This is a genomic window from Pseudomonas sp. W3I7 (genome assembly GCF_030816095.1).
Lineage (GTDB): Bacteria > Pseudomonadota > Gammaproteobacteria > Pseudomonadales > Pseudomonadaceae > Aquipseudomonas > Aquipseudomonas salomonii.
In genome coordinates this window covers 6020041-6043801 of sequence record NZ_JAUSXP010000001.1, presented here as the reverse complement: position 1 = coordinate 6043801, position 23761 = coordinate 6020041, and the positions used below count along the sequence as shown (strand labels likewise).

The 23761-nt window shown below is 61.3% G+C and carries 21 protein-coding genes and 1 tRNA gene; 15 read left to right on the top strand and 7 right to left on the bottom strand.

What is annotated here, in order from left to right:
- Positions 1–12 precede the first annotated feature (12 nt).
- The 3 genes from QF043_RS27755 to QF043_RS27745 all read left to right on the top strand — a co-directional run bounded on the left by QF043_RS27755 (position 13) and on the right by QF043_RS27745 (position 2887).
- A complete protein-coding gene (locus QF043_RS27755; RefSeq protein ID WP_307420928.1) occupies positions 13–1638 on the top strand; it encodes a VWA domain-containing protein in 1626 nt (541 codons plus the stop codon).
- Positions 1639–1730: 92 nt separating this feature from the next.
- Positions 1731–2303 (top strand): RNA polymerase sigma factor, encoded by a 573-nt coding sequence (locus tag QF043_RS27750; protein WP_307420927.1) that lies wholly within the window; start codon positions 1731–1733, stop codon positions 2301–2303.
- Complete coding sequence (locus QF043_RS27745; RefSeq protein ID WP_307420925.1) at positions 2300–2887, top strand: hypothetical protein; 588 nt, start codon at positions 2300–2302, stop codon at positions 2885–2887. Before QF043_RS27750 ends, QF043_RS27745 begins: the two co-directional genes overlap by 4 nt.
- Before the next feature lie 322 nt (positions 2888–3209).
- On the opposite strand, the gene QF043_RS27740 is transcribed toward QF043_RS27745, so the two are convergent.
- Positions 3210–3286, bottom strand: a tRNA-Arg gene (locus tag QF043_RS27740).
- A 369-nt stretch (positions 3287–3655) separates the two neighbouring features.
- On the opposite strand from QF043_RS27740, the gene gabD reads away from it, so the two are divergent.
- The 3 genes from gabD (at position 3656) to QF043_RS27725 (ending at position 7900) form a co-directional block, all read left to right on the top strand.
- A complete protein-coding gene (gene gabD / locus QF043_RS27735; protein ID WP_056858131.1) occupies positions 3656–5098 on the top strand; it encodes an NADP-dependent succinate-semialdehyde dehydrogenase in 1443 nt (480 codons plus the stop codon).
- Positions 5099–5280: 182 nt separating this feature from the next.
- Positions 5281–6558 carry a 4-aminobutyrate--2-oxoglutarate transaminase gene (gabT, locus tag QF043_RS27730; RefSeq protein WP_012721619.1) on the top strand — a complete coding sequence of 426 codons (1278 nt, stop codon included), beginning with the start codon at positions 5281–5283 and terminating at the stop codon, positions 6556–6558.
- A 139-nt stretch (positions 6559–6697) separates the two neighbouring features.
- Positions 6698–7900, top strand: coding sequence for an HDOD domain-containing protein (locus QF043_RS27725; protein WP_307420924.1), 1203 nt, complete (start codon positions 6698–6700; stop codon positions 7898–7900).
- 143 nt (positions 7901–8043) lie between these two features.
- Here QF043_RS27725 and QF043_RS27720 read toward each other — a convergent pair whose 3' ends face one another.
- Complete coding sequence (locus QF043_RS27720) at positions 8044–9045, bottom strand: sensor domain-containing diguanylate cyclase (RefSeq protein WP_307420923.1); 1002 nt, start codon at positions 9043–9045, stop codon at positions 8044–8046.
- Between the two features lie 312 nt (positions 9046–9357).
- Positions 9358–10542: a delta-9 fatty acid desaturase DesA gene (desA, locus tag QF043_RS27715; RefSeq protein ID WP_017136693.1), complete on the bottom strand. Its 1185-nt coding sequence runs from the start codon at positions 10540–10542 to the stop codon at positions 9358–9360.
- A gap of 166 nt (positions 10543–10708) precedes the next feature.
- Between desA and dibA the strand changes: the two genes are divergently transcribed.
- The 6 genes from dibA (at position 10709) to QF043_RS27685 (ending at position 17123) form a co-directional block, all read left to right on the top strand.
- Entirely contained in the window at positions 10709–12622 is a 1914-nt protein-coding gene (gene dibA / locus QF043_RS27710) for a phosphodiesterase DibA (RefSeq protein ID WP_307420922.1), read from the top strand.
- A 301-nt stretch (positions 12623–12923) separates the two neighbouring features.
- On the top strand, positions 12924–13106 hold the full coding sequence (gene oscA, locus QF043_RS27705; protein ID WP_003170956.1) for a sulfur starvation response protein OscA: 183 nt from the start codon (positions 12924–12926) through the stop codon (positions 13104–13106).
- 75 nt (positions 13107–13181) lie between these two features.
- Complete coding sequence (locus QF043_RS27700; RefSeq protein ID WP_003170959.1) at positions 13182–14192, top strand: sulfate ABC transporter substrate-binding protein; 1011 nt, start codon at positions 13182–13184, stop codon at positions 14190–14192.
- A 242-nt stretch (positions 14193–14434) separates the two neighbouring features.
- Positions 14435–15253 (top strand): sulfate ABC transporter permease subunit CysT, encoded by an 819-nt coding sequence (cysT, locus tag QF043_RS27695; protein WP_056858136.1) that lies wholly within the window; start codon positions 14435–14437, stop codon positions 15251–15253.
- Positions 15254–15266: 13 nt separating this feature from the next.
- Positions 15267–16139, top strand: a complete 873-nt coding sequence (gene cysW / locus QF043_RS27690; RefSeq protein WP_056858137.1) for a sulfate ABC transporter permease subunit CysW — start codon at positions 15267–15269, stop codon at positions 16137–16139.
- Positions 16140–16142: 3 nt separating this feature from the next.
- Positions 16143–17123 carry a sulfate/molybdate ABC transporter ATP-binding protein gene (locus QF043_RS27685; RefSeq protein ID WP_056858138.1) on the top strand — a complete coding sequence of 327 codons (981 nt, stop codon included), beginning with the start codon at positions 16143–16145 and terminating at the stop codon, positions 17121–17123.
- A gap of 123 nt (positions 17124–17246) precedes the next feature.
- Here QF043_RS27685 and QF043_RS27680 read toward each other — a convergent pair whose 3' ends face one another.
- Complete coding sequence (locus QF043_RS27680) at positions 17247–17774, bottom strand: DUF962 domain-containing protein (RefSeq protein WP_307420920.1); 528 nt, start codon at positions 17772–17774, stop codon at positions 17247–17249.
- Between the two features lie 83 nt (positions 17775–17857).
- On the opposite strand from QF043_RS27680, the gene QF043_RS27675 reads away from it, so the two are divergent.
- Both QF043_RS27675 and QF043_RS27670 read left to right on the top strand, forming a co-directional pair.
- Positions 17858–18544, top strand: a complete 687-nt coding sequence (locus QF043_RS27675) for a Crp/Fnr family transcriptional regulator (RefSeq protein ID WP_307420919.1) — start codon at positions 17858–17860, stop codon at positions 18542–18544.
- Between the two features lie 38 nt (positions 18545–18582).
- Positions 18583–18942 (top strand): response regulator, encoded by a 360-nt coding sequence (locus tag QF043_RS27670; protein ID WP_305457010.1) that lies wholly within the window; start codon positions 18583–18585, stop codon positions 18940–18942.
- Positions 18943–19041: 99 nt separating this feature from the next.
- Here QF043_RS27670 and QF043_RS27665 read toward each other — a convergent pair whose 3' ends face one another.
- The gene (locus tag QF043_RS27665; RefSeq protein WP_307420917.1) at positions 19042–20046 is read right to left on the bottom strand and encodes an AraC family transcriptional regulator; all 1005 of its coding nucleotides are present in this window, start codon (positions 20044–20046) and stop codon (positions 19042–19044) included.
- 101 nt (positions 20047–20147) lie between these two features.
- Here QF043_RS27665 and QF043_RS27660 point away from each other — a divergent pair, with 101 nt between their 5' ends.
- Entirely contained in the window at positions 20148–21218 is a 1071-nt protein-coding gene (locus QF043_RS27660) for a fatty acid desaturase (protein ID WP_058422575.1), read from the top strand.
- Here QF043_RS27660 and QF043_RS27655 read toward each other — a convergent pair.
- Complete coding sequence (locus QF043_RS27655) at positions 21205–22020, bottom strand: ABC transporter ATP-binding protein (RefSeq protein WP_307420916.1); 816 nt, start codon at positions 22018–22020, stop codon at positions 21205–21207. The two genes, QF043_RS27660 and QF043_RS27655, sit on opposite strands and share 14 nt — an antisense overlap.
- Positions 22017–23603 (bottom strand): ABC transporter permease, encoded by a 1587-nt coding sequence (locus QF043_RS27650; RefSeq protein ID WP_307420915.1) that lies wholly within the window; start codon positions 23601–23603, stop codon positions 22017–22019. Before QF043_RS27650 ends, QF043_RS27655 begins: the two co-directional genes overlap by 4 nt.
- Positions 23604–23761 lie beyond the last annotated feature (158 nt).

Below are 23761 nucleotides of genomic sequence, written 5' to 3'. Positions count from 1 at the left end.
AGGTTCAGCACCATGTCACATGTACCTTTAATTACGCGTCCCATCGCCTGCAGCGTTGCCGTTACCGTGCTGATGACGCTTGTAGGCTGTGGGGTGTCATCCTCTCCCGAGTCAACCAAGCCGGTCGGGCCGCTATCTGCTCCCCGTCCTGAGGGCGCCTTGGCCAAGCGAGCAGCTATGCCTGTATTGATGGCCGCGCCAACGCCCATGCACGACGCGGTGGCCTTGGCGTATCAGGCCACGCCTCAAGAGCACTACCAGAACCTGCCCGACAACCCGGTCTACAGCGTTGCACAAGCCCCGGTCTCGACCTTCAGCGCAGACGTCGACACGGGCAGCTACGCCAATGTGAGACGTTTCCTCAACCAGGGGCGGCTGCCACCTGACGGCGCTGTTCGACTGGAGGAAATGCTCAATTATTTCCCCTATGACTACGCGCTGCCCACTGATGGCTCGCCCTTTGGCGTGACCACCGAAGTCGCCGCCACACCGTGGAGCCCGCACACGCGACTGCTGCGCATCGGCATCAAGGCCTCCGACCGTGCGGTGGCAGACCTTGCGCCGGCCAACCTGGTGTTTCTGGTGGACGTATCGGGTTCCATGGACCGCCGTGAAGGGTTGCCGCTGGTGCAAAGCACGCTGAAATTGCTGGTGGACCAGCTGCGTGATCAAGACCGTGTGTCGCTGGTGGTCTACGCCGGTGAGTCGCGAGTGGTGCTTGAACCCACCAGCGGGCACGACAAAACCAGGATCCGCAACGCCATCGACCAACTCACCGCCGGCGGCTCTACGGCAGGCGCCTCCGGCATCGAGCTGGCTTACCAGATGGCCCGTGCCGGCTTTATAGAGAAGGGCATCAACCGCATCCTGCTGGCCACCGACGGTGACTTCAATGTGGGCATCAGCGACTTCGACAGCCTCAAGCAGATGGCCGTCGACCAGCGCAAAACTGGCGTGTCCCTGACCACCCTGGGTTTCGGTGTGGATAACTACAACGAGCACCTGATGGAGCAACTGGCCGACGCCGGCGACGGCAACTACGCCTACATCGACAACCTGCGTGAAGCCCGCAAAGTGTTGGTGGACCAGCTCAGCTCGACCCTGGCGGTAGTGGCGCGGGACGTGAAATTACAGGTGGAATTCAACCCGGCCCAGGTCAGCGAGTACCGCTTGCTGGGTTATGAAAACCGCGCACTCAACCGTGAGGATTTCAACAACGACAAGGTCGACGCCGCAGAGATCGGTGCAGGGCACACTGTGACCGCCCTGTACGAAATTGTGCCCAAGGGCGAGAAAGGCTGGTTGGAGCCGTTGCGTTACGCCGCCGCGCCTGCGGCCGAAAACACCTCCACTGAGCTGGCCATGCTGCGCGTACGCTACAAACCGGCGGCGGGCGGTGCCAGCCAACTGATTGAACGGCCCATCCGCAACGAAACCACCCCAGCCAGCGCCGACCTGCGCTTTGCGGCAGCCGTGGCCGCCTTCGCCCAACAGCTCAAGGGCGATGGCCGCTACACTGGCAGCATGAGCTTAAAGGACACCGCCGCACTGGCCCGCTCGGCACGCGGTGATGACCCGTTCGGGTTGCGCAACGAGTTCGTGCAACTGGTGGAACTGGCGCAGAGCCTCAAACGCTGATCCCGAACATGGCAACAATCAACTGTGGGAGCTGGCTTGCCTGCTCCCACAGTCAATGTGCATCGATCCATCGAAAGGAGTTCGCGACCTACATGGCCGTACCCGATGATTCACCCAGCGACGAATCGCTGCTGGCCCGCTACCGAACCGGCGACGCTTACGCGTTCGAAGTGTTGTACGCGCGGCACCGCCAAGGGCTTTATCGGTTTCTGGTGTCACTGAGCAACAAGGCCGAACTGGCTGAAGAGGTGTACCAGGAAACCTGGCTCAGCCTGATCCGCAGCACCACCCAGCCACAGGGCCGGGCGAGTTTTCGTACATGGCTGTTCCAGATAGCCCGCAACCGCCTGATCGACCACTGGCGCAAGCACGGCATCCACAACCCGCTGCACGACAGCTACGACGAACAACTGCACGCCCAGGCCGACGACAGCGCCGGCCCTGAGCAGCAACTAAGTTTGAGCCGCGACCAGGCCCGCCTCGACGCGGCATTGCAAGACCTGCCCGAAGACCAGCGCGAGGTCTTCCTGCTACGCCTGCACGGCGACCTCGAAGTGCCGCAAATCGCCGCCCTCACCGGCGCCCCGCTGGAAACCGTAAAAAGCCGCCTGCGTTACGCCCAGCAGAAACTGCGCCGCCTGCTGGCCGAGGAGATACTTGTATGACCCACTCCCCACACACACCCGACGACGAGCTGATCCAGCATTTTCGTCAACACAGCACCGGCGAGCCGCCTGCGTCCCTCGATGCCTTCATCCTCGCCACCGCCCGCCGCGAAGCCCCCAAGCCGCAACCCAGCCTGTGGCAACGCTGGCTGCAAGCCTGCCGCCAACCGCGCTGGCAAATGGCATTCGCCACCGTCGCCGGTGTGGCATTGATGATCGGCGTGGTGATGCGCGTGCCCGTGTCACCGCCGGAGATCTCCACCGCAACGTTTTCCGCGGCGCCGGCGCCACAGATGTATGCCGCGCCGGCGCCTGCGCCCATGGCGCGGATGGCGATTGCGCCGAGGGTTGAGTCCGCACCGGTTCAGGCTGAAATCGCCGGTGCGATGGCGGATGCACCCGTGGCGAAGCTGAGCAAACGCGCACCGGTCGTTGTGCCTTCGTTGGAGGAGGGGTTGCAGGAGATTGTGAACCTGCGCCTGGCGGGGCAAGCCAAAGCGGCGGATGAAAAGCTGTTGGCGCTGCATGAGCGCTTTCCCGAGGAGGATTTGCCGGCGCGGTTGGAGGCGTTGCAGAAGCGATAAATGCCTTCAAAGAAAGCCCGCCACCGACTACTCGGTGGTGGGCTTTTTAATGGAATCTTGAAAACAACTTGGCCAAAAAATGTGGGAGCGGGCTTGCTCGCGAAAGCGGTGTATCAGTCATACCTGTATTGGCTGGCACTCCGTCTTCGCGAGCAAGCCCGCTCCCACATTTTGATCATCGTTTGCCTGGAAAGGCGCTGGGGGGAAATGGGCACCCCAAGTCAACTATTTCGATAGTGCGGAGACTTGAAGCCTAGGACATAAAAAAAACGCCCACAAAAAAGCCCCAGGTCTTTCGACCTGGGGCTTTTTCATCTGTATCTGGTGCACCCGGCGGGATTCGAACCCACGACCCCTGCCTTCGGAGGGCAGTACTCTATCCAGCTGAGCTACGGATGCTTGTGCGGGCGACATCATACCCATGTCGACCTTGGGCGTCCATGCTGGTCTTTGGCCGTTTATGGGTAGGAATTTGCTGCCAGGAGGCTCTACGCCGCGTACCAGTGATCGAAAGGTTGGAACCCGGCCGAAACACATTGATCAGAAAGATTCGGCAAATGCGCCGTTTTCGTTCTTTTTTTCGAACAGACTATTGCCCTGTACCCCCATTGATCCTAGGATTCGTTTGAGATTTCAAACGCTCTGTCTCCCGTGCGCTATTTCACTTATCTCTCGCACTGGGTGATTTCCCTGACGGCAGCCCACAAGGCGCCTTTCAACAACTCTAATTCGCTCCGCGTGCGCGCGGTGCTGTTAAGGAAAGCCGACATGCAGCTCAAAGATACCCAGTTGTTCCGCCAACAAGCCTTTATCGATGGCGCTTGGGTCGATGCGGATAACGGTCAAACCATCAAGGTCAACAACCCGGCCACGGGCGAAATTCTCGGTACCGTGCCGAAGATGGGCGCGGCCGAAACCCGCCGTGCCATCGAAGCCGCCGACAAGGCTCTGCCGGCCTGGCGTGCACTCACCGCCAAGGACCGCGCCAACAAGCTGCGTCGCTGGTTCGAGCTGATCATCGAGAATCAGGACGACCTGGCGCGCCTGATGACTCTGGAGCAGGGCAAGCCGCTGGCCGAAGCCAAAGGCGAAATCGTCTATGCCGCTTCCTTTATCGAGTGGTTCGCCGAAGAGGCCAAGCGTGTCTACGGTGATGTGATTCCTGGCCACCAGCCGGATAAGCGCCTGATCGTGATCAAGCAACCGATCGGCGTTACCGCTGCCATCACGCCGTGGAACTTCCCGGCCGCGATGATCACCCGTAAAGCCGGCCCGGCCCTGGCCGCCGGTTGCACCATGGTGCTCAAGCCGGCTTCGCAAACCCCTTACTCGGCGTTCGCCCTGGCTGAACTGGCCCAGCGTGCGGGCATTCCAAAAGGCGTGTTCAGCGTGGTTTCCGGCAGCGCCGGTGATATCGGCAGCGAGCTGACCAGCAACCCGATCGTGCGTAAATTGTCCTTCACCGGCTCCACCGAAATCGGTCGCCAGCTGATGGCCGAATGCGCCAAGGACATCAAGAAAGTCTCGCTGGAACTGGGCGGCAATGCGCCGTTTATCGTGTTCGACGACGCCGACTTGGATAAGGCTGTCGAAGGCGCGATCATCTCCAAGTACCGCAACAACGGCCAGACCTGCGTGTGTGCCAACCGCCTGTACATCCAGGATTCGGTGTACGACGCGTTCGCCGAAAAACTCAAAGTGGCCGTGGCCAAACTCAAGATCGGCAACGGTCTGGAAGAAGGCACCACCACTGGCCCGCTGATCGACGAAAAAGCCGTGGCCAAGGTTCAGGAACACATCGCCGATGCCCTGAGCAAAGGCGCCAAGCTGCTGGCCGGTGGCAAGGTGATGGAAGGCAACTTCTTTGAGCCGACCATTCTGGTCAACGTGCCCAAAGATGCTGCTGTCGCCAAGGAAGAAACCTTCGGGCCATTGGCGCCGCTGTTCCGCTTCAAAGACGAAGCCGAAGTGATTGCGATGTCCAACGACACCGAGTTCGGCCTGGCTTCCTATTTCTATGCGCGCGACCTGGGCCGTGTGTTCCGTGTGGCTGAAGCCTTGGAATACGGCATGGTTGGCGTCAACACCGGGTTGATCTCCAACGAAGTGGCGCCGTTCGGCGGCATCAAGGCTTCGGGCCTGGGCCGTGAAGGCTCCAAGTACGGGATCGAGGATTACCTGGAAATCAAATACCTCTGCCTGGGCATCTAAGCTCGGCACGAGATTGCAGCAAACGCAGAGGGCACGAGAGCGCTGACCCTTTGCGTGTTTCAAGACGTTATTCGTAGTGGCCGGGAAAGCTGTGGCAGTCGATCATCGCATGCTGCCGTAGTTGCCTCCCCGCCACGTATTCCTTGGACCACGCCACCCGATGAGTGGCGAATGAGGACTTTATGAGCAAGACCAACGCATCCCTGATGAAACGCCGCGAAGCCGCTGTACCGCGCGGTGTTGGCCAGATTCACCCGATCTTCGCCGAATCCGCGAAGAACGCCACCGTGACCGACGTTGAAGGTCGCGAGTTCATCGATTTCGCCGGCGGTATCGCCGTGTTGAACACCGGCCACGTGCACCCGAAAATCATCGCGGCCGTGACCGAGCAACTGAACAAGCTGACTCACACCTGCTTCCAGGTACTGGCTTACGAGCCTTACGTGGAGCTGTGCGAAAAAATCAACGCCAAGGTGCCAGGTGATTTCGCCAAGAAAACCCTGCTGGTCACTACCGGTTCCGAAGCGGTCGAAAACGCCGTGAAAATCGCCCGCGCCGCCACTGGCCGTGCTGGCGTAATCGCGTTTACCGGCGCTTACCACGGCCGCACCATGATGACCTTGGGCCTGACCGGTAAAGTCGTGCCGTACTCGGCCGGCATGGGCCTGATGCCAGGCGGTGTGTTCCGCGCACTGTTCCCGAACGAACTGCACGGCGTGAGCGATGACGATGCTATCGCCAGCATCGAACGCATCTTCAAAAACGATGCCGAGCCGCGTGATATCGCTGCCATCATCATCGAGCCGGTGCAGGGCGAAGGCGGTTTCTACGTGGCGCCTAAATCCTTCATGAAGCGCCTGCGCGAACTGTGCGACAAGCACGGCATCCTGCTGATCGCCGACGAAGTGCAAACCGGTGCCGGCCGTACCGGTACGTTCTTTGCCATGGAACAGATGGGCGTGGCTGCCGACCTGACCACCTTCGCCAAATCCATCGCTGGCGGCTTCCCGCTGGCCGGTGTGTGCGGCAAGGCTGAATACATGGACGCCATTGCCCCAGGCGGCCTGGGCGGCACTTATGCCGGTAGCCCGATTGCCTGCGCGGCTGCGCTGGCGGTGATGGAAGTGTTCGAAGAAGAGCACCTGCTGGACCGCTGCAAGGCGGTTGGCGAGCGCTTGGTGACGGGCCTCAAAGCCATTCAAGCCAAGTACCCGGTGATCGGTGAAGTGCGTGCCCTGGGCGCGATGATCGCGGTGGAGCTGTTCGAAGATGGCGACAGCCACAAGCCGAACGCGGCTGCCGTGGCTTCCGTGGTGGCCAAGGCGCGTGACAAGGGCCTGATCCTGCTGTCTTGCGGCACCTACGGCAACGTGTTGCGCGTACTGGTGCCGCTGACCTCGCCGGACGAGCAGTTGGACAAAGGTTTGGCGATCATCGAAGAGTGCTTCTCCGAGCTGTAAGCGGCGCTTGACCTGATCGACAGAAAAAACCCGCCTCGGCGGGTTTTTTTGTGCCTGGTGCAGCACATTCAGGCCATGTTCATTGTATGTAGGCGGGGTGATTGACTAAGGTGCACGCATTGCCGATGGAGCGTGCTGGATGACTGCTGTTGATTTACCCGCTGTACCCCGTGTGTTAATTGCCGAGGCGGACCCTTGGTCGCGGGACCTGCTCAAGCAAGTGTTGTTGAATGTGCGCTGTGACGCGCGGCTGGATGTGTGTGGCGATGGTCAGGAAGCGGCCACGCTGTTGCGAGACAAAACCTACGACCTGATCCTGGCAGATTGGGAGTTGCCGGGCATCGATGGCTTGAGCCTGCTGCGCAGCGTGCGCCAGAAGCGCCGTTCGCTGCCATTTATTCTGCTGAGCAACCGCAATGACAGCGCCAGCGTGCGCGAAGCCTTGCCCCTGGCGCCCACGGCGTATCTGACCAAACCCCTGAACATGCAAGGCCTGACCCAGCGCCTGCAAGACCTGCTGCTCAATGAAGGCGAAAGTGTGTATTGCGAGATACCGCCGCTGGCCCCGGGCATGGCCTTGCCCATGTTCCTGGAACGCCGCCGCGACGTCTGCGATGGCGCGCCGCTGCGGGTCGATGTGAAGGCCGCCGTGCAACACAGCCTGGCGCCGGACGGCCTGGACCTTGGGCAACTTGAAGAACAGGTAAAAACCGACCCGCAAATCACGGCTGTACTGATCGCCGCCGCCAACAGCGCCGGGCATCACGGCACGCCGGTGCAGACCCTGGCCGCGGCACTGCAAAAGCTCGCCGCCGGGCAGAGCATGAATCTGATTCTGGGCCTGGCGCTCAAGCACAACGTGGTGCTGGGTGACCCGGCGCTGGTGGCCTACGCCGAGCGCCACTGGCAGTTGTCCCAGGACACCGCCGACTATGGCCGCCGCCTGGCGCGCATGTTGGAGCTGGATCACGAACGCTGTTACTGCGCCGGCATCCTGCATCGGCTGGGTGACTTGGCCTTGTTACGCTGCCTGGAAGACTGGCGCCTGGGTGGCGGGGCGCTGGATGACGAGGCAATCGGTGAATCTCTCGACACCTTTGGCGCGGCTTATGGCTCGGCGTTACGCACGCGCTGGCGCTTGCCGCTGGAGTTGCGACAGTTGATTGCGGCAACCTACTCACTTGAAGGCGGGGTGTATTCGCGCGACGCGCTGGTGGTGAACCTGGCGGCGCAGATGGCGCGCCTGACTGAACATGAGGGGCTGGAAGCGCTGGCCAAGGGCAAGACGGCGCGGCTGCTCAAGGTGGGCTTGTCGGAGCTGATGCGGGTGCGCAAGGCCTAGTCAGCAACGAGGTTCGGGTCTGGGAGCAGGCTTGTGTGGGAGCCGGGCTTGCCCGCGATAGCATCGACTCGGTATAGCCGATAGACCGAGGTGCCGGCATCGCAGGCAAGCCAGCTCCCACACAAACCCGCTCCCACTGAGTGCTAGCCTTCTATGACGCGGTTTTTGCCTTGGCGCTTGGCCTCATACATCGCGGCATCGGCCCGTGCGAACAGGCTGTCCAGGGTTGAGTCGTCTTCGCGCAGGTTGGCCAGGCCTTGGCTGACGGTCACGGTAAAGTCCCGGCCTTCAAAGCTGAAACTCAGGGCCTGGATTTCCTTGCCCAGCCGCTCGGCCACCTGTAACGCCATCTGCGGGGCACAGCCAGGCAGCACGGCGGCGAACTCTTCGCCGCCAATGCGTCCGAACAGGTCGCCACGACGCAGTACACCGCGACCGCTCTCGGCGATACGCCGCAACACCTGATCGCCTTCCAGGTGGCCGTAGCTGTCGTTGACGTCTTTGAAGTCATCGATGTCCAGCAGCAGGAACGCCAGTGGGGCGCCTTGGGCACAGGCGGTGTCGAAAGCCTGGTTGGCGCACTCGAAAAAGTGCCTGCGGTTGCTGCTTTGGGTCAGCACATCAGTGGTGGCGAGTCGGTGCAGCTCCAACTCCATGTGCTTTTTTTCGGTGATGTCTTCGGCCATGCCGACCACAATCACCGGCTTGCCGGGTTCGACCTGTTGGTTGATGTAGCACTTGTCGCTCAACCAGCGAATCTGACCGTCGGCGGTGATGATGCGGTACTCGCGGTCCTCCACGGCGCCGTCTTCCATCACGCGGGCCAGGCTGTGTTCGGCGTAGTCGAGGTCTTCGGGGTGAATGCTGTTGCGCCATTCGCGGTGGTCGGCGAGCAACAAACCGGCGGATCGGCCAAACACCCGCTCGTAGGCCGGGCTCACGTACAGCACACGCCGGGTTTCCCAGTCGATGGCCCACAGCACGGCATTCACGCTGACCAGCAGTGAACTGAGCAGTTGTTCGCGCTCACTCAGCCGTTCGACTTCACCCTGGGCATGCATCAGCGCCAGCAGGGTGGCCGCCGCAGTCGGGCGTGGGGGCTCAGCGACAGGGGCATCGGTTGAATAGGGCTTTTCGGGAACCATCGGCACAACTCTCTCTGGGCTCGCCGCAGGATGGAGCAGCGGTCAGTACAAGGGCCACCATGATGGCGAAGTGTTCCTTGAGAGAGGGGATTTGCGGTGAAGTTCCGTGAACGGGCTGACTAAGAAATGGCGTCAGAAACCAGTGGCAAGCCAAACTCGAGGTTCAGCTGTTGCAGATCAATTTACGGCAAGCACCGTACCTGTGGCGCGCGAGCTTGCTCGCGCTGGACTGCGTAGCAGGCCCAATTTGGGGCCGCTTGGCGGCCCAGCGGGAGCAAGCTCCCTCGCCACAGGAGGGTTGTGGAGACCGGGTCAGACCGCTGCAGGGCGCAGCGAGTAGGTCTTCAACTGGTGGGCAAAATCGCGCAGGGACTGAATGCCGCTGGCCTCAGCCTCATGCACCCATTCCTTGATCGCCGCCAACATGTCGTGGCCATTGGTGCTGGTCTTCAGCCAGATCTGCTGCAGCGCCAGGCGCTTCTCGTAGATCACGGTCAGCGCGTGGCTGTGTTCGAGCATGCTCTGGATGCGCACGTGATGGCGGTCATCCAGCAGGCTGGTTTCACGCGACAGCAGGCGCTTGGCACGGTGGAACTGGTGACGCACCGAATGATCGACCTTTTCCAGCTCCTGCTTGACCAGCGGGCCGATCACCAACTTGCGGTACTGGGCCATGATCTGGAAGCGGTTGTTGAGGATCGCCATGGCGGTGTCCATGTCCAGATGGCCTTTGCCTTCCACGCGGTGCGCGATGGGCGCGACGCGTTGCACCTTGGCCAGACGCAGGAAGCTGAACACCTTGATCCACGCCCAACCCAGGTCGAATTCCCACTTCTTCACCGACAGCTTGGCCGAGTTCGGGTAGGTGTGGTGGTTGTTGTGCAGCTCTTCACCGCCAACGATGATGCCCCACGGCACCAGGTTGGTGGCGGCGTCACGGCACTCGAAGTTGCGATAACCGACCGCATGGCCCAGGCCGTTGATGACGCCGGCGGCCCAGAACGGGATCCACATCATCTGGATCGCCCAGATGGTGATGCCGATGGTGCCAAACAGCAGCAGGTCGATGACGCCCATGATCGCCACGCCCAGCAGCGGGTAAGGCGTGTAGATTTTGCGTTCGATCCAGTCGTCCGGGCAGTTTTTGCCGTAGATGCGCAGGGTCTCGGGGTTCTCGGCCTCGGCGCGGTACAGCTCGGCGCCTTTGCGCAGTACGGTGGACAAACCCTTGATGACCGGGCTGTGCGGGTCGTCGACGGTTTCGCACTTGGCGTGGTGCTTGCGGTGGATGGCGGTCCACTCGCGGGTGTTCTGCGCCGTGGTCAGCCACAGCCAGAAGCGGAAGAAGTGTTTCAGGCCGGCATTGAGCTCCAGGGAGCGATGGGCTGAATAACGGTGCAGATAGACCGTGACCCCAACAATGGTCACGTGGGTCATCAACAGCGTGACTGCCACCAGTTGCCAGGCTGACAGGTCAAGAAAACCGTTGTACCACATAGGCTGTATGGCCCTCAGATAAAGAAAAAAACAGCTCACGCATTATCACTAAGCCTACAGAGAAAACCAGCCGCCCTTTCAGATAGGAGTGACTGGATGTTTCTTATTCTATAATCCTCAGCCTTTGTAGGGCGATTTTGTTTTTTGGGTAAGGATTACTGACCATATGCTGTTTTCGTACCGAGGTGCCCTGCGAGTGGGGTTGGTATACCTGCTGGTTTCCATAGTGTGGCTCCAGCTCAGCAACCAGCTATTGATCAACTTTCTCGATGACCCGAGGCAGTTAGGGCGCTGGCTGCAGCTACGCGGCTATGTGTGGGTGGCCCTCAGCGCGTGGGTCATTTACCTGATCTGTGCCCGTTTTGCCCGCACCCACCGGCTGCAGCAACCCTTGAAAGAAAACCACGAACGCCTGCAACAGGCCGCCGCCGTGTTCGATTGCACCCGTGAAGGCGTGCTGGTCACTGACGCCCAGGGGCTGATCGTGCATGTGAACCGGGCGTTCATGGAGATCACCGGTTACAGCCGTGAGGACGTAATGGGCGAACGGCCGAGCCTGTTCAAGTCCGGGCGCCATTCGTCGAATTTTTATCAACAGGTGTTCCAGACCCTGGAGCGCACCGGCGAATGGAGTGGGGAAATCTGGAACCGGCGCAAAAGCGGTGAGATTTATCCACAATGGCAAACCATCCGGGTTATCCACAATGACCAAGGCCAGGTCAGCCATTACGTCGCGGTGTTTTCCGACATCAGCGCCATCAAGGACTCCGAGCACGAACTGGCGCACCTGGCCCACCACGACCCGCTCACCGACCTGCCTAACCGCCTGCTCTTTACCGACCGCGCCGAGCAGGCGCTGGCCTCGGCGCAGGTGCACAAACGCGGCTGCGCGCTGCTGTTGATGGACCTGGACCACTTCAAGATCATCAACGACAGCCTCGGCCATAACGTCGGTGACCAGTTGCTCAAGGCCGTCGGCGAGCGGTTAAAGGGCCTGTTCGGCCCCGGCGTGACCCTGGCGCGCCTCGGCGGCGATGAGTTCGCCGTGCTGGCCGAAAGTTGTCCACAGGTGGTGCAGGCTGCCGCGCTGGCGCAGCGCATGCTCGACGCGATGAAAGAGCCGTTTGTGTTCGACGGCAACCAGTTGTTTATCAGCGCCAGCATCGGCATCAGCCTGTTTCCCAGTGATGCCCTGAGCGCCGAACAACTGCTGCGCAATGCCGACTCCGCCCTGTTCAAAGCCAAGAGCGCCGGTCGTGAAGGTTATGCGCTGTACACCGAAGAACTGACCGCCCACGCCCAGCACCGCGTGGAAATCGCCAGCGAGCTGCGCCGCGCCCTTGATCAGCAAGAGCTGCGGGTGTACTACCAGCCCGTGCACGACCTGCAAGACCGCCGCCTGGTCGGCGTCGAAGCCCTGGTGCGCTGGCAACACCCGGAGCGCGGCCTGGTGCCGCCGGGCGAATTTATCCCGATTGCCGAGCGCACCGGGCTGATCGCCGATATTGACGCCTGGGTGATGGACCAGGCCTGCCGTCAGATGGGCCAATGGCTGGCCGATGGGGCGCCGTTGAGCTTTATTGCGGTGAACGTCTCCAGCCGTTTGTTTGCTCGGCGTGAGCTGTATGAGCAAGTCGCCCAGGTGCTGCACACCACCGGCCTGGATCCTGCTTATCTGGAACTGGAAGTCACCGAAAGCGCGGTGATGGAAGACCCGGAAGTGGCCCTTGAACAACTGCACCGCCTGCGCGAGCTGGGCTTGCGCCTGGCTATCGACGACTTTGGCACCGGTTATTCGTCACTGCTGCGCCTCAAGCGCCTGCCGGTGCAGAAGCTCAAGATCGACCAGGGGTTTGTCGCCGGGCTGCCGTGGGATGAGGACGACGCGGCAATTGTGCGCGTGGTGATCGCCTTGGCGAAAAGCATGGGCATGCAGGTGCACGCTGAAGGCATTGAGCAGGTAGAGCAGGCGCGGTTTTTGTTGGAGCAGGAGTGTGATTTGGGCCAAGGGTATTGGTTTGGCCGGCCGGTGCCGGCGCAAGAAATGGATTGGGCCAGGTCACCCTCTATCCGCATGTGAAATGCAGGCCAATGTGGGAGCCGGGCTTGCTCGCGAAAGCGGACGGTCAGTCAATAAATGTGTAGCTGATTCACCGCACTCGCGAGCAAGCCCGCTCCCACATTTCGATCTAGGCATGGCTTATTTTCTGCGGTGAGCTCGTAAATACCCGCGCAACCCCACGTCCTGTCAGAAAATTCTTTCTGGTTATATAAACATTCTTAAATAGTATTTTTAAGAATATCCGCGCTTATCTACTATCGCTCTCACGCCGCAAGCAGTGCCGCCACTGCCAGGCACTCTTTATTTCAGGAGCGAGACCATGAGCGCATCTCTACGTAGCGTCGACGGCCAGGACGAAGCAGCCATTTTGCGTGAGATCCAGAGCGCCTTGCGCGACCTGCGGTTTGGCGCGGTGGAAATCACTGTGCATAACGCCCAAGTGGTACAGATCGAACGCAAGGAAAAATTCCGTTTGCAGAACCCCGGTAACAAACCGAGCTAAGCACCGACGGCGATTCGCATGCTAGACCCGCAACTATAAGAAAAAGCCAACACCCAAGAATTTTCAGGAGCTTCTATGTCGTCGATTCGCCGTTATGCCCTGGCTGCACTGGCCAGCGCCGTGTTTGCCGGTTCCGCCGTTGCCAAGGACTACGAGTTGCTCAACGTCTCGTATGACCCGACCCGTGAGCTGTACCAGGACTACAACGCTGAGTTCACCAGCTACTGGAAACAGTCCCACCCTGGCGACAACGTCAAGATCCAGCAATCCCACGGTGGCTCGGGTAAACAAGGCCGTGCGGTGATCGACGGCCTGCGCGCCGACGTAGTGACCCTGGCCCTGGCCGGCGACATCGATGAAATCGCCAAACTGGGCAAGACCCTGCCGGAAAACTGGCAAACCCGCCTGCCGGATGCGAGCACCCCGTACACCTCGACCATCGTGTTCCTGGTGCGCAAGGGCAACCCTAAAGGCATCAAGGACTGGGGCGACCTGATCAAGAAAGACGTTTCCGTTATCACGCCTAACCCGAAAACCTCCGGCGGTGCGCGCTGGAACTTCCTCGCCGCGTGGGCCTACGGCCTCAAATCCGGCGGCAGCGAAGCCAAGGCCCAGGAATACGTAAAAGAGCTGTTCAAGCACGTGCCGATCCTCGACACCGGCGCTCGCGGTTCGACCATCACCTTCGTCAACAACGGTCAGGGTGACGTGTTGCTGGCCTGGGAAAACGAGGCGTTCCTGGCACTCAAAGAAGACGGCGGTGCCGACAAGTTCGATATCGTCGTGCCGTCCCTGTCGATCCTCGCGGAGCCGCCAGTGGCTGTGGTCGACAAAAACGCCGAGAAAAAGGGCAATACCGAGATCGCCACCGAATACCTCAAGCACCTGTACAGCCCGGCTGGCCAGGAGATTGCGGCGAAGAACTTCTACCGCCCACGCGATGCGAAAGTTGCCGCCAAATACGCCCAGCAGTTCCCGAAACTGGACCTGGTGACTATCGACAAAGACTTCGGCGGCTGGAAAACTGCCCAACCGAAATTCTTTAACGACGGTGGCGTGTTCGACCAGATCTACACGGCGCAGTAAGCCAAATTACCTGTAGGAGCCCGTTTTCAGCGGCAAGGCTCCTACTGGGGCGAGGGAGCTTGCTCCCGTTGGAGTGCGAAGCGCTCCCAAACCGGTGTCCGCGTTGCATCTGATGCATTTCGGCGGATGGTTTTGGGGCTGCTTCGCAGCCCAGCGGGAGCAAGCTCCCTCGCCACAGTAGGTCACCTTTGCCGATGTGGCGTGCTCCTACAGTGGTGTTTACCCTTTAACCAAGGACTCTTATGTCGCGTCGTATTTCCCCCGTCATACCCGGCTTCGGGCTGACGCTGGGCTACACCGTGGTGTACCTCAGCCTGATCGTACTCATCCCCCTGGCGGCGATGTTTGTACATGCCGCTCAACTCACTTGGGATCAGTTCTGGGCCATCATTACCGCACCGCGGGTGCTGGCGGCGTTAAAACTGAGCTTCGGCACCGCGTTCGTCGCGGCGATCATCAACGGCGTGATCGGCACACTGCTGGCCTGGGTGCTGGTGCGTTACACCTTCCCCGGCCGCAAGATCATCGATGCAATGATCGACTTGCCGTTTGCCCTGCCGACCGCCGTGGCCGGTATCGCGCTCACCGCGCTATACGCTCCGGCCGGTCTGGTCGGGCAGTTCGCAACCGACCTGGGCTTTAAAATCGCCTACACCCCACTCGGCATCACCCTCGCACTGACCTTCGTCACCTTGCCCTTCGTGGTGCGCACGGTGCAGCCGGTGCTGGCCGACATCCCGCGTGAGATCGAAGAAGCCGCCGCGTGCCTGGGCGCCAAGCCCTTGCAGGTGTTTCGCTACATTCTCGTACCCGCATTGCTGCCCGCCTGGCTGACCGGCTTCGCGCTGGCGTTCGCCCGGGGTGTGGGTGAGTACGGTTCGGTGATCTTCATCGCTGGCAACATGCCGATGAAAACCGAGATCCTGCCGTTGCTGATCATGGTCAAGCTCGACCAATACGACTACACCGGCGCCACCGCCATCGGCGTGATGATGCTGGTGGTTTCCTTTGTCCTGCTGCTGCTGATCAACTTGCTGCAGCGGCGCATCGAAACCCCATAAGGAGGCGCGGAACATGTCCCAATCGTCTATTTCCGCCGCGTCCTCGGCCAACGCTGCCCGTCGTGGCAGCGCGGTGTCGCGGCGCATCCTGATCACACTGGGCTGGCTGGTGTTCGCGCTGTTCCTGCTGCTGCCGCTGTTTATCGTGGTGTCCCAGGGCTTGAAGAACGGCCTCGGCGCGTTCTTCGCGGCGATCCTTGAGCCGGACGCGCTGTCGGCGCTCAAGCTCACGGTGATCGCCGTGGTGATTTCGGTGCCGCTCAACCTGGTGTTTGGCGTCAGCGCCGCATGGTGTGTGAGCAAGTACTCGTTCCGTGGCAAGAGCATTCTGGTCACGCTGATCGACCTGCCGTTCTCGGTGTCACCGGTGATCGCGGGCCTGGTTTATGTGCTGATGTTCGGCGCCCAGGGCTTCTTCGGCCCGTGGCTGCAAGACCATGACATCCAGATCGTGTTTGCCCTGCCGGGCATTGTGCTGGCGACCATCTTTGTCACGGTGCCGTTCGTGGCCCGTGAACTGATCCCGCTGATGCAGGAGCAGGGCACCCAGGAAGAAGAAGCCGCACGCCTGTTGGGCGCCAACGGCTGGCAAATGTTCTGGCACGTGACCGTGCCGAACATCAAGTGGGGCCTGATCTACGGCGTGGTGCTGTGTACCGCGCGGGCGATGGGTGAGTTCGGCGCGGTGTCGGTGGTGTCCGGCCACATTCGCGGCGTGACCAACACCTTGCCGCTGCACGTCGAGATCCTCTACAACGAATACAACCATGTTGCCGCGTTTGCCGTCGCGAGCCTGTTGCTGATCCTGGCGCTCTTCATCCTGCTGCTCAAGCAGTGGAGCGAGAACCGTATCAACCGCCTGCGCAACAGCGCCGGTGAGGAATAAGTCATGTCGATCGAAGTCCGTAATGTCAGCAAGAACTTCAACGCCTTCAAGGCCCTGAACAGCATCAATCTGGACATCCAGAGTGGCGAGCTGGTGGCGTTGCTGGGCCCGTCCGGCTGCGGCAAGACCACCTTGCTGCGCATCATTGCAGGCCTGGAAACCCCGGACGCCGGCAGCATCGTGTTCCATGGTGAAGACGTGTCCGGCCACGACGTGCGTGATCGCAACGTCGGCTTTGTGTTCCAGCACTACGCGCTGTTCCGCCACATGACTGTGTTCGACAACGTTGCCTTCGGCCTGCGCATGAAGCCGAAAAACCAGCGCCCGAGCGAAAGCCAGATCGCGGTCAAAGTGCATGAATTGCTGAACATGGTGCAGCTCGATTGGCTGTCGGATCGCTACCCGGAACAACTCTCCGGTGGTCAGCGCCAGCGTATTGCTCTGGCGCGCGCCCTGGCGGTGGAGCCCAAAGTGCTGTTGCTGGACGAACCCTTCGGCGCCCTCGACGCCAAGGTGCGTAAAGAGCTGCGCCGCTGGCTGGCGCGCCTGCACGAAGACATCAACCTCACCTCCGTGTTCGTGACCCACGACCAGGAAGAGGCCATGGAAGTCGCCGACCGCATCGTGGTGATGAACAAGGGCGTGATCGAGCAGATCGGCTCGCCGGGCGAAGTCTACGAAAACCCGGCCAGCGATTTTGTCTATCACTTCCTGGGCGATTCCAACCGCCTGCACGTGGGCGAAGACAAGCACGTGCTGTTCCGCCCGCACGAAGTGTCGCTGTCACGCCATGAGCTGGAAGACCACCACGCGGCGCAAGTGCGCGACATTCGCCCGCTCGGCGCCACCACACGGGTAACGCTGAAGGTCGAAGGCCAAAGCGAGCTGATCGAGGCCGAAGTGGTCAAAGACCACGACAGCCTGACGGGTCTGGCGCGTGGCGAGACCTTGTTCTTCAAGCCCAAGGTCTGGCAAAAAGCCTGATCCCAACGCCAAACCCAATGTGCATACAGGGCTCATGTGGGAGCTGGCTTGCCTGCGATAGCATCACTGCGGTGTGACTGACACGCCGAGGTGATGCTATCGCAGGCAAGCCAGCTCCCACATTCAAACCTTGCTTGGCTTTAGATCGCGGCGTGCTACCGGGCCAGACCGCGCCTCAATCTGCTCTTTAAGGCCATGCCGCAACCCCAGCACAAACGCCAACTCCGCCACCACAAACAACGGCCCCACAATCAACCCCGACACATCGTCCACAAACGCCGGCTTCCTGCCTTCGTAATAGTGCCCGACAAACTGAATCACCCAGCCCACCACAAACATCCCGATGCCGCTGCTCAGCCACACCAGTGTGCTCTGCGCCGCCAGCGTATGCCCGGCCCACACCGACAAGCCCATCAGCACCGTCATCAGCACGCCCAGCGCCAGTTCCAGGCGCAGGTAAAACCACGCCGACAACAACGCGAGTACCACCGTCGGAGATATCCACAGGCTGCCGACGGCCCATTCGGGGCGCGACAACAGCACCGCCACGGCGACGACGATCAGCGGGATGCCGATAAAGTGGCTGGCGATATTGCGCGGGTCGCGGTGGTAGGCGGCGTATTGGCTGAGGTGGTCGACGAGGCTTTTCATTGTTGTTCCTCCTGTAGGATGCTTGATCATGCCCTGCCAGCCTTGGATTGACTGTCAGCTGGGCGACAATCTTCGGAGTGCTCATGGACACAGAGAAATGGCGTACTCGCTTGGCCACCGGCCACTGGTTCAGCCACCTGCCTGCGCCTTTTCAGCATAGCCTGCTGGCCCACGCCCGGCAGCGGCAGCTGGCGGCGGGGCAATACCTGTTCAAGCGTGGCGACCCGCCCTGTGGCCTGTACGCGGTGCTCGACGGCGCCTTGCGCATCAACGCGGTGAATGAGCATGGCAAGGAAGCGCTGTTGAGCCTGGTGGAATCACCCTTTTGGCTGGGTGAAATTTGCCTGTTCGATGGCCTGCCGCGTACCCATGACGCCTGCGCCGTCGGGTCGTGCACGTTGTTGCAGGTGCCGCAACAGGCGCTGCTGAATATCCTCAATGAACACCCGCAGTACTGGCGTGATCTGGCGTTGTTGATGAGCCAGAAGCTGCGCCTGAGTTTTATCAATATCGAGCAACTGAGCCTGATGCCGGCCTCGGTGCGCCTGGCGCATCGGTTGTTGATGATCGTCGAGGGTTACGGCGAGGCCGAGTCTTCAAAAAGCGTGTTGCAACTGCCCCAGGAAGACCTGGCCGCCATGTTGAGCCTGTCACGCCAGACCACCAACGCCTTGCTCAAAGACCTGCAGGCCCAAGGTATCGTGCGCCTGGGCTACGGCGAGATCGAAATCCTCGATGCCCGGCGACTGCGTGAGGCGGCGCACACCTGAGGGTGTTAGCCTGCAAACCTGATTAATCGAGGTGTGTTATGCGCGTGCTGTTAGTGGAACATGAATCCGAAGAGGCACAGCGGATGGCCCAGGGCTTGAACGAGGCCAGTTACAGCGTCGAAGTCGCGGCCAATGGCATGGCGGCGTTGCGCCTGGTTGAAAGCACTGAGTACGACCTGGTGATCCTGGATGTGATGCTGCCGGGTCTCAATGCCTGGAAGTTGCAGCAGGCGATCCGGTTGAAGGGTGAGACGCCGATGTTGTTCCTGACCACGCCGGGCGGGATTGAAGACCGCTTGCGTGGGCTGGAACTGCATGAGGATGATTATTTGCTCAAGCCGTTTGAAGACAAGGTGCTGGTGGCGCGGGTGAAAAAACTCTTGCGGCGTGGTCGCTGAATTCGGGGTGACTGAGCCACCGCTATCGCAGGCAAGCCAGCTCCCACAGTTGGAATGCATTCCCCTGTGGGAGCTGGCTTGCCTGCGATGAGGCCCGACCTAGCGCAACCCATCGCGAAACTGCCCCGGCGTCATCCCCGTCCAGCGCTTGAACGCTCGGCTGAAACTGCTGGTATCGGCAAACCCAAGCAAATAACTGGTCTCGGCCAATGAGCAGTGCGGATCGCGCAAGTGCAGCAGTGCCAGGTTCTCGCGGCACTCGTTGAGCAATGCATCAAACCGACAGCCCTCATCCGCCAGATGCCGTTGCAAGCTGCGCAGGCTCAGGTGCAAGGCCTGGGCGATGCGCTCGGCGCTCGGCTCACCCTCGGGCAGTTGCGCCTCGATGGCCGCGCGCACCTTGCGCTCCCACGTCAGCGGTTGCAGTTGGGCAAGGGTGCGCTTGAGCACGGTTTCATTGTGCTCGGCCAACTCGGGGTTGGCGTCGTCCAGGTGGCTGTCGAAGTCCTGGGCGGAAAATTCAAGACGGTCTTCCTCGGCAGCGAAAAACACCGGTGCGCGAAATACCGTGTGCCAGGGTTTTGGATCCGCCGGTTCCGGCCGCCGCAGGTACACCGCCAACGGCGCGTAGTCACGGCCCAGGCGATTACGGCAGGTGCGCACATAGATCGCTGCAAACGCATCAATCGCTTCCGGCGCGGGTGCCGGACTGTCCGCAGGTTGCAGCAGACGAAAGCGGTAACGCTCGCCATCTCCGCTAAGCTCCAGGGTCAGGGCATCGCTGACCACCTGGTGATACCGCACAATGCGCTCGAACACCTCACGCAGGCTGCCGCTGGCCACCAGTGCATAACCCAGCGCATGAAAGGTGGTCGGGCTCACAAACCGCGACACGCGCAAGCCGATCGCCGGGTCGCCACTGGCCTGCACTGCCAGCGCCCACAGGCGCGTGGTGGCCGACAGCGGGTAACGCGCATTGGGGTCGTCCATCTGCTGCGGGTCGAGCCCGGCCTCGATGCACAGCGCGGCGCTGTCCAGGTTCAGGGCGTCGAGCTGCTTGCGCAGGGCGCGGGTCCAACTGGCGAGGGAGGTGGGTTCAGTCATGGTGATTGGCGCTTGCGGTCAACAGGTTGGCGTCCGGGGCTAGCGTCCCGCCCGACCGCGTGGGGCAGGATGGACGTATCACTTAACAAGAGGATGGGAGCATGGACGGTACTTCTGCAAGTCCCCAACAGATGAACGCGCAACAGCGCTCGGCAAAAATCCGCGAAGTGGTGCTCGCCGAAGGCGTGCGATTGCGCCAACAGCACCCCTGGCTGCTGCATCAGGACGCGTTGGGCGCGGGCATCCTGGCCTTTGCCTTGCTCGGCATGCTCGGCTCGGCGGCGCTCTATATCACCGGCCATATGGCCTGGTGGGCGTGCCTGCTGCTCAACGCCTTCCTCGCTTCGCTGACCCACGAGCTGGAACACGACCTGATCCACAGCATGTATTTTCGCAAGCAACGCGTACCGCACAACCTGATGATGGGCCTGGTGTGGCTGGCGCGGCCGAGCACCATCAACCCGTGGATTCGTCGGCACTTGCACCTTAACCACCACAAGGTATCCGGCACCGAAACCGATATGGAAGAACGCGCCATCACCAATGGCGAGCCCTGGGGGTTCGCGCGGTTGCTGATGGTGGGCGATAACGTGATGTCGGCGTTTATCCGCATGCTGCGGGCCAAAACCTGGCGTCACAAACTCAAGATCCTCAAGCGCTCGCTGCTGGTCTACGCACCGCTGGCGCTGCTGCATTGGGGCGCGTGGTATGTGTTCCTGGGCTTTCATGCCGCCAATGGCATCGCCAGCCTGATGGGCGCGCCAATCCAGTGGTCTGCCGGTACCTTGCAGATGATGCAGGTGATTGATATCGCCGCCGTGGTGATCATCGGCCCTAACGTGCTGCGCACTTTTTGCCTGCATTTTGTCAGCTCCAACATGCACTATTACGGTGATGTGGAACTGGGCAACGTGATCCAGCAAACCCAGGTGCTCAACCCGTGGTGGATGTGGCCGTTGCAGGCGTTCTGCTTCAACTTTGGCAGCACTCATGGCATCCACCATTTTGTGGTGAAGGAGCCGTTCTACATCCGTCAGATGACGGCCAAGGTCGCCCACCAGGTGATGCGCGAGATGGGCGTGCGCTTCAATGATATCGGCACGTTTACCCGCGCCAATCGGCTAGAGCGCCAGGAACGGCCGGACGCCGAATTGGCGTTCAGCAAGCAATAAACGCCAGCGGCAGGTCGCGAATCTGTTCGCGCAGCGGCGGCTGATAGTGGTCGTCGCTGATCAGCTCATGCAGCAGCTCTTCGCGCAGTTGGTGGAACTCGAAGCTGCTGCGCTGGCGCGGATGGGGCAGGGCGATGTCCACCACCTGCTTGATCCGCCCGGGTCGCGGCGCCATCACCACCACGCGGTCAGCGAGGAAAATCGCTTCTTCCACATCGTGGGTCACCAGCACCGTGGTAATTTTGGCGCGGGCGCGAATGGCCAATAGCTCGTCCTGCATCTGCTGGCGGGTCAGCGCATCAAGGGCGCCGAACGGCTCGTCGAGCAACAGAATGCGCGGGCTGGCCACCAGACCACGGGCGATAGCCACACGTTGCGCCATGCCGCCGGACAGCTGATGCGGGTAAGCGCGGGTAAAGTCGGTAAGGCCCACCAATTCGATAAAGTCACCGATGCGCCGGTTGCGCTCGGCCTCGCTCAACGGCTCGTTGACCAGGCCCAGGCCGATGTTTTCTGCGACCGTCAGCCAGGGGAACAAACGATGCTCCTGGAACACGATGCCGCGTTCGCCGCCAATGCCCTTTACGGCGTTGCCATCCACCCGGATCTCGCCACGAAACTGCGTGTCCAGCCCCACCAGCAGGCGCAGCAGGGTGGATTTGCCGCAGCCGCTGGAACCCACAATCGCCACAAACTCGCCTTCGGCAATGTCCAGGTTGAATTCGCGAATCGCCTCCAGCTCAAAGCCGTCGACGTCAAAGGTCTTGCCCACATGGTTGAAGCTGACGATGGGTGCGTTCATGCGTGTCTCCAGCGCGTGGCGCGGGTTTCGATGCGTTGGCCGATAAGGTTGAGGGTCGCGCCGGTGAGGCCGACCAGCAGCATGCCGCCCATGATCAGGTCCATGCGCAGCAACTGTTGGGCGCCGATCATCAGGCTGCCGATGCCGCCATTGGAGGGCATGAAATATTCCGCGCCAATGGTGCCCAGCCAGGCATAGATCAGGCTCAGGCGCAGGCCGGCGAAGATCCCCGCCGCCGCGCCCGGCAGCACCAGGCGGCGCAGGCGCTGGAACAGGTTCAGGCGCAGCACTTGCGCGGCTTCGCGCAGCTGTGGCGACAGGTTCAACACGCTGCGCTGCGTGGCGATAAACAGTGGAAAAAACGCCGCCAGGGCGATAAACACCCACTTGGCCAATTCACCCAGGCCGAACCAGGCGGTGAGTAATGGCACCCAGGCGAAAATTGCGATCTGGCGCAGTGCGGCCAGGGTCGGCCCGAGCACTCGCTCGCTGCGTCGCGACAAACCCAGCCACAAGCCCATGGCAAACCCCAGGCTGCCGCCGAGCAACAAGCCTCCCAGCGTGCGGCCGAGGCTTTTGCCCAACGCGCCGGACAGGCTGCCATCCAGCACACCGGCGGCGGTGGTTTGCAGCACGGCCCATGGGCTGACCAGAATATTCGGGTCCACCCAAGCCTGATCCGTCGCCACCTGCCACAACGCCGCCAACAGCAACGGCAACAACCACGGTTGCAGGCGTTGCCACCCCTCATAACGCGGGCCGCGCCGAATCTGCGCAGTGGCCGGGTGCGGCCAGTGCACCCATTTGCGGTCCAGCCAGCCGATGCCGCGATCCATCACCACGCCCAGCACACCGATGACCACGATGCACACGAAGACAATATCGAGCATGAACAACTGGCGTGCCCAGACCATCAGGTAGCCGATGCCTTCGCTGGACGCCAGCAGCTCCACGGCCAGCAACGAAGTCCAGCCCGCCGCCAGCGCCAGGCGCACACCGGCCATGAAGGCCGGCAATGCAGCGGGCAGGATCAGCCGACGAATCAGCAGATGGGTGGGCAGGCGCAGCACGCGGGCGGCTTCACGCAGGTTGGGTTGCGCGTCACGCACACCGACCAGTGTGTGCAGGGTGACGGGCACCACAATCGCCTTCACCAGCACCACCAGCTTCAAGGTTTCGCCGATGCCGAAAAACACCATGAACAACGGGATCCAGGCCAGGGTCGGCACTTGCGACAGTGCGCTGAACGTGGGGAACACCAGGCGTTCGGCACGCGCGCTGAAACCCAATAGCGCACCCAACAGCGCCCCGGCGCCGATACCGGCCAGCAGCCCCCAGAACAAACGCTGCAAGCTGATCGCCAGGTTGCTCCATAACTCGCCGCCGGCCAGTTCCACGGCGCTGCTCCACACCAGCGACGGCGCGGGCAAAATTTGTTCGCTCATCCACTGATGACGGCTGGCCAACCACCACAGCGCAAACAGCGCCAGCGGCAACAGCCAGGGCAGCAGACGCTCACCGAGCAAGGGCCAGCGCGGCATGGAGGCTGAAAGAGGCAGGCTCAACTGTGAAGTACGGGCCATGGCGGACCTTCCTCGGCGTTATGTGATTTCGATCTTATAAAAATGGAATCAAGATGATTGTGAGATAAGAAAAATCATTTAAAGCCTCTGTCCGGCACGCATCCAATGCATTCGAAGAATATTTTCGATGCTGTTTATGCATACGCCGCTGGAGCCAG

Excerpts from the sequence above, each read along its gene's own strand:
- QF043_RS27755 (WP_307420928.1), top strand. The coding sequence starts at position 13 with ATGTCACATGTACCTTTAATTACGCGTCCCATCGCCTGCAGCGTTGCC.
- QF043_RS27750 (WP_307420927.1), top strand. The coding sequence starts at position 1,731 with ATGGCCGTACCCGATGATTCACCCAGCGACGAATCGCTGCTGGCCCGC.
- QF043_RS27745 (WP_307420925.1), top strand. The coding sequence starts at position 2,300 with ATGACCCACTCCCCACACACACCCGACGACGAGCTGATCCAGCATTTT.
- gabD (WP_056858131.1), top strand. The coding sequence starts at position 3,656 with ATGCAGCTCAAAGATACCCAGTTGTTCCGCCAACAAGCCTTTATCGAT.
- gabT (WP_012721619.1), top strand. The coding sequence starts at position 5,281 with ATGAGCAAGACCAACGCATCCCTGATGAAACGCCGCGAAGCCGCTGTA.
- QF043_RS27725 (WP_307420924.1), top strand. The coding sequence starts at position 6,698 with ATGACTGCTGTTGATTTACCCGCTGTACCCCGTGTGTTAATTGCCGAG.
- QF043_RS27720 (WP_307420923.1), bottom strand. The coding sequence starts at position 9,045 with ATGGTTCCCGAAAAGCCCTATTCAACCGATGCCCCTGTCGCTGAGCCC.
- desA (WP_017136693.1), bottom strand. The coding sequence starts at position 10,542 with ATGTGGTACAACGGTTTTCTTGACCTGTCAGCCTGGCAACTGGTGGCA.
- dibA (WP_307420922.1), top strand. The coding sequence starts at position 10,709 with ATGCTGTTTTCGTACCGAGGTGCCCTGCGAGTGGGGTTGGTATACCTG.
- oscA (WP_003170956.1), top strand. The coding sequence starts at position 12,924 with ATGAGCGCATCTCTACGTAGCGTCGACGGCCAGGACGAAGCAGCCATT.
- QF043_RS27700 (WP_003170959.1), top strand. The coding sequence starts at position 13,182 with ATGTCGTCGATTCGCCGTTATGCCCTGGCTGCACTGGCCAGCGCCGTG.
- cysT (WP_056858136.1), top strand. The coding sequence starts at position 14,435 with ATGTCGCGTCGTATTTCCCCCGTCATACCCGGCTTCGGGCTGACGCTG.
- cysW (WP_056858137.1), top strand. The coding sequence starts at position 15,267 with ATGTCCCAATCGTCTATTTCCGCCGCGTCCTCGGCCAACGCTGCCCGT.
- QF043_RS27685 (WP_056858138.1), top strand. The coding sequence starts at position 16,143 with ATGTCGATCGAAGTCCGTAATGTCAGCAAGAACTTCAACGCCTTCAAG.
- QF043_RS27680 (WP_307420920.1), bottom strand. The coding sequence starts at position 17,774 with ATGAAAAGCCTCGTCGACCACCTCAGCCAATACGCCGCCTACCACCGC.
- QF043_RS27675 (WP_307420919.1), top strand. The coding sequence starts at position 17,858 with ATGGACACAGAGAAATGGCGTACTCGCTTGGCCACCGGCCACTGGTTC.
- QF043_RS27670 (WP_305457010.1), top strand. The coding sequence starts at position 18,583 with ATGCGCGTGCTGTTAGTGGAACATGAATCCGAAGAGGCACAGCGGATG.
- QF043_RS27665 (WP_307420917.1), bottom strand. The coding sequence starts at position 20,046 with ATGACTGAACCCACCTCCCTCGCCAGTTGGACCCGCGCCCTGCGCAAG.
- QF043_RS27660 (WP_058422575.1), top strand. The coding sequence starts at position 20,148 with ATGGACGGTACTTCTGCAAGTCCCCAACAGATGAACGCGCAACAGCGC.
- QF043_RS27655 (WP_307420916.1), bottom strand. The coding sequence starts at position 22,020 with ATGAACGCACCCATCGTCAGCTTCAACCATGTGGGCAAGACCTTTGAC.
- QF043_RS27650 (WP_307420915.1), bottom strand. The coding sequence starts at position 23,603 with ATGGCCCGTACTTCACAGTTGAGCCTGCCTCTTTCAGCCTCCATGCCG.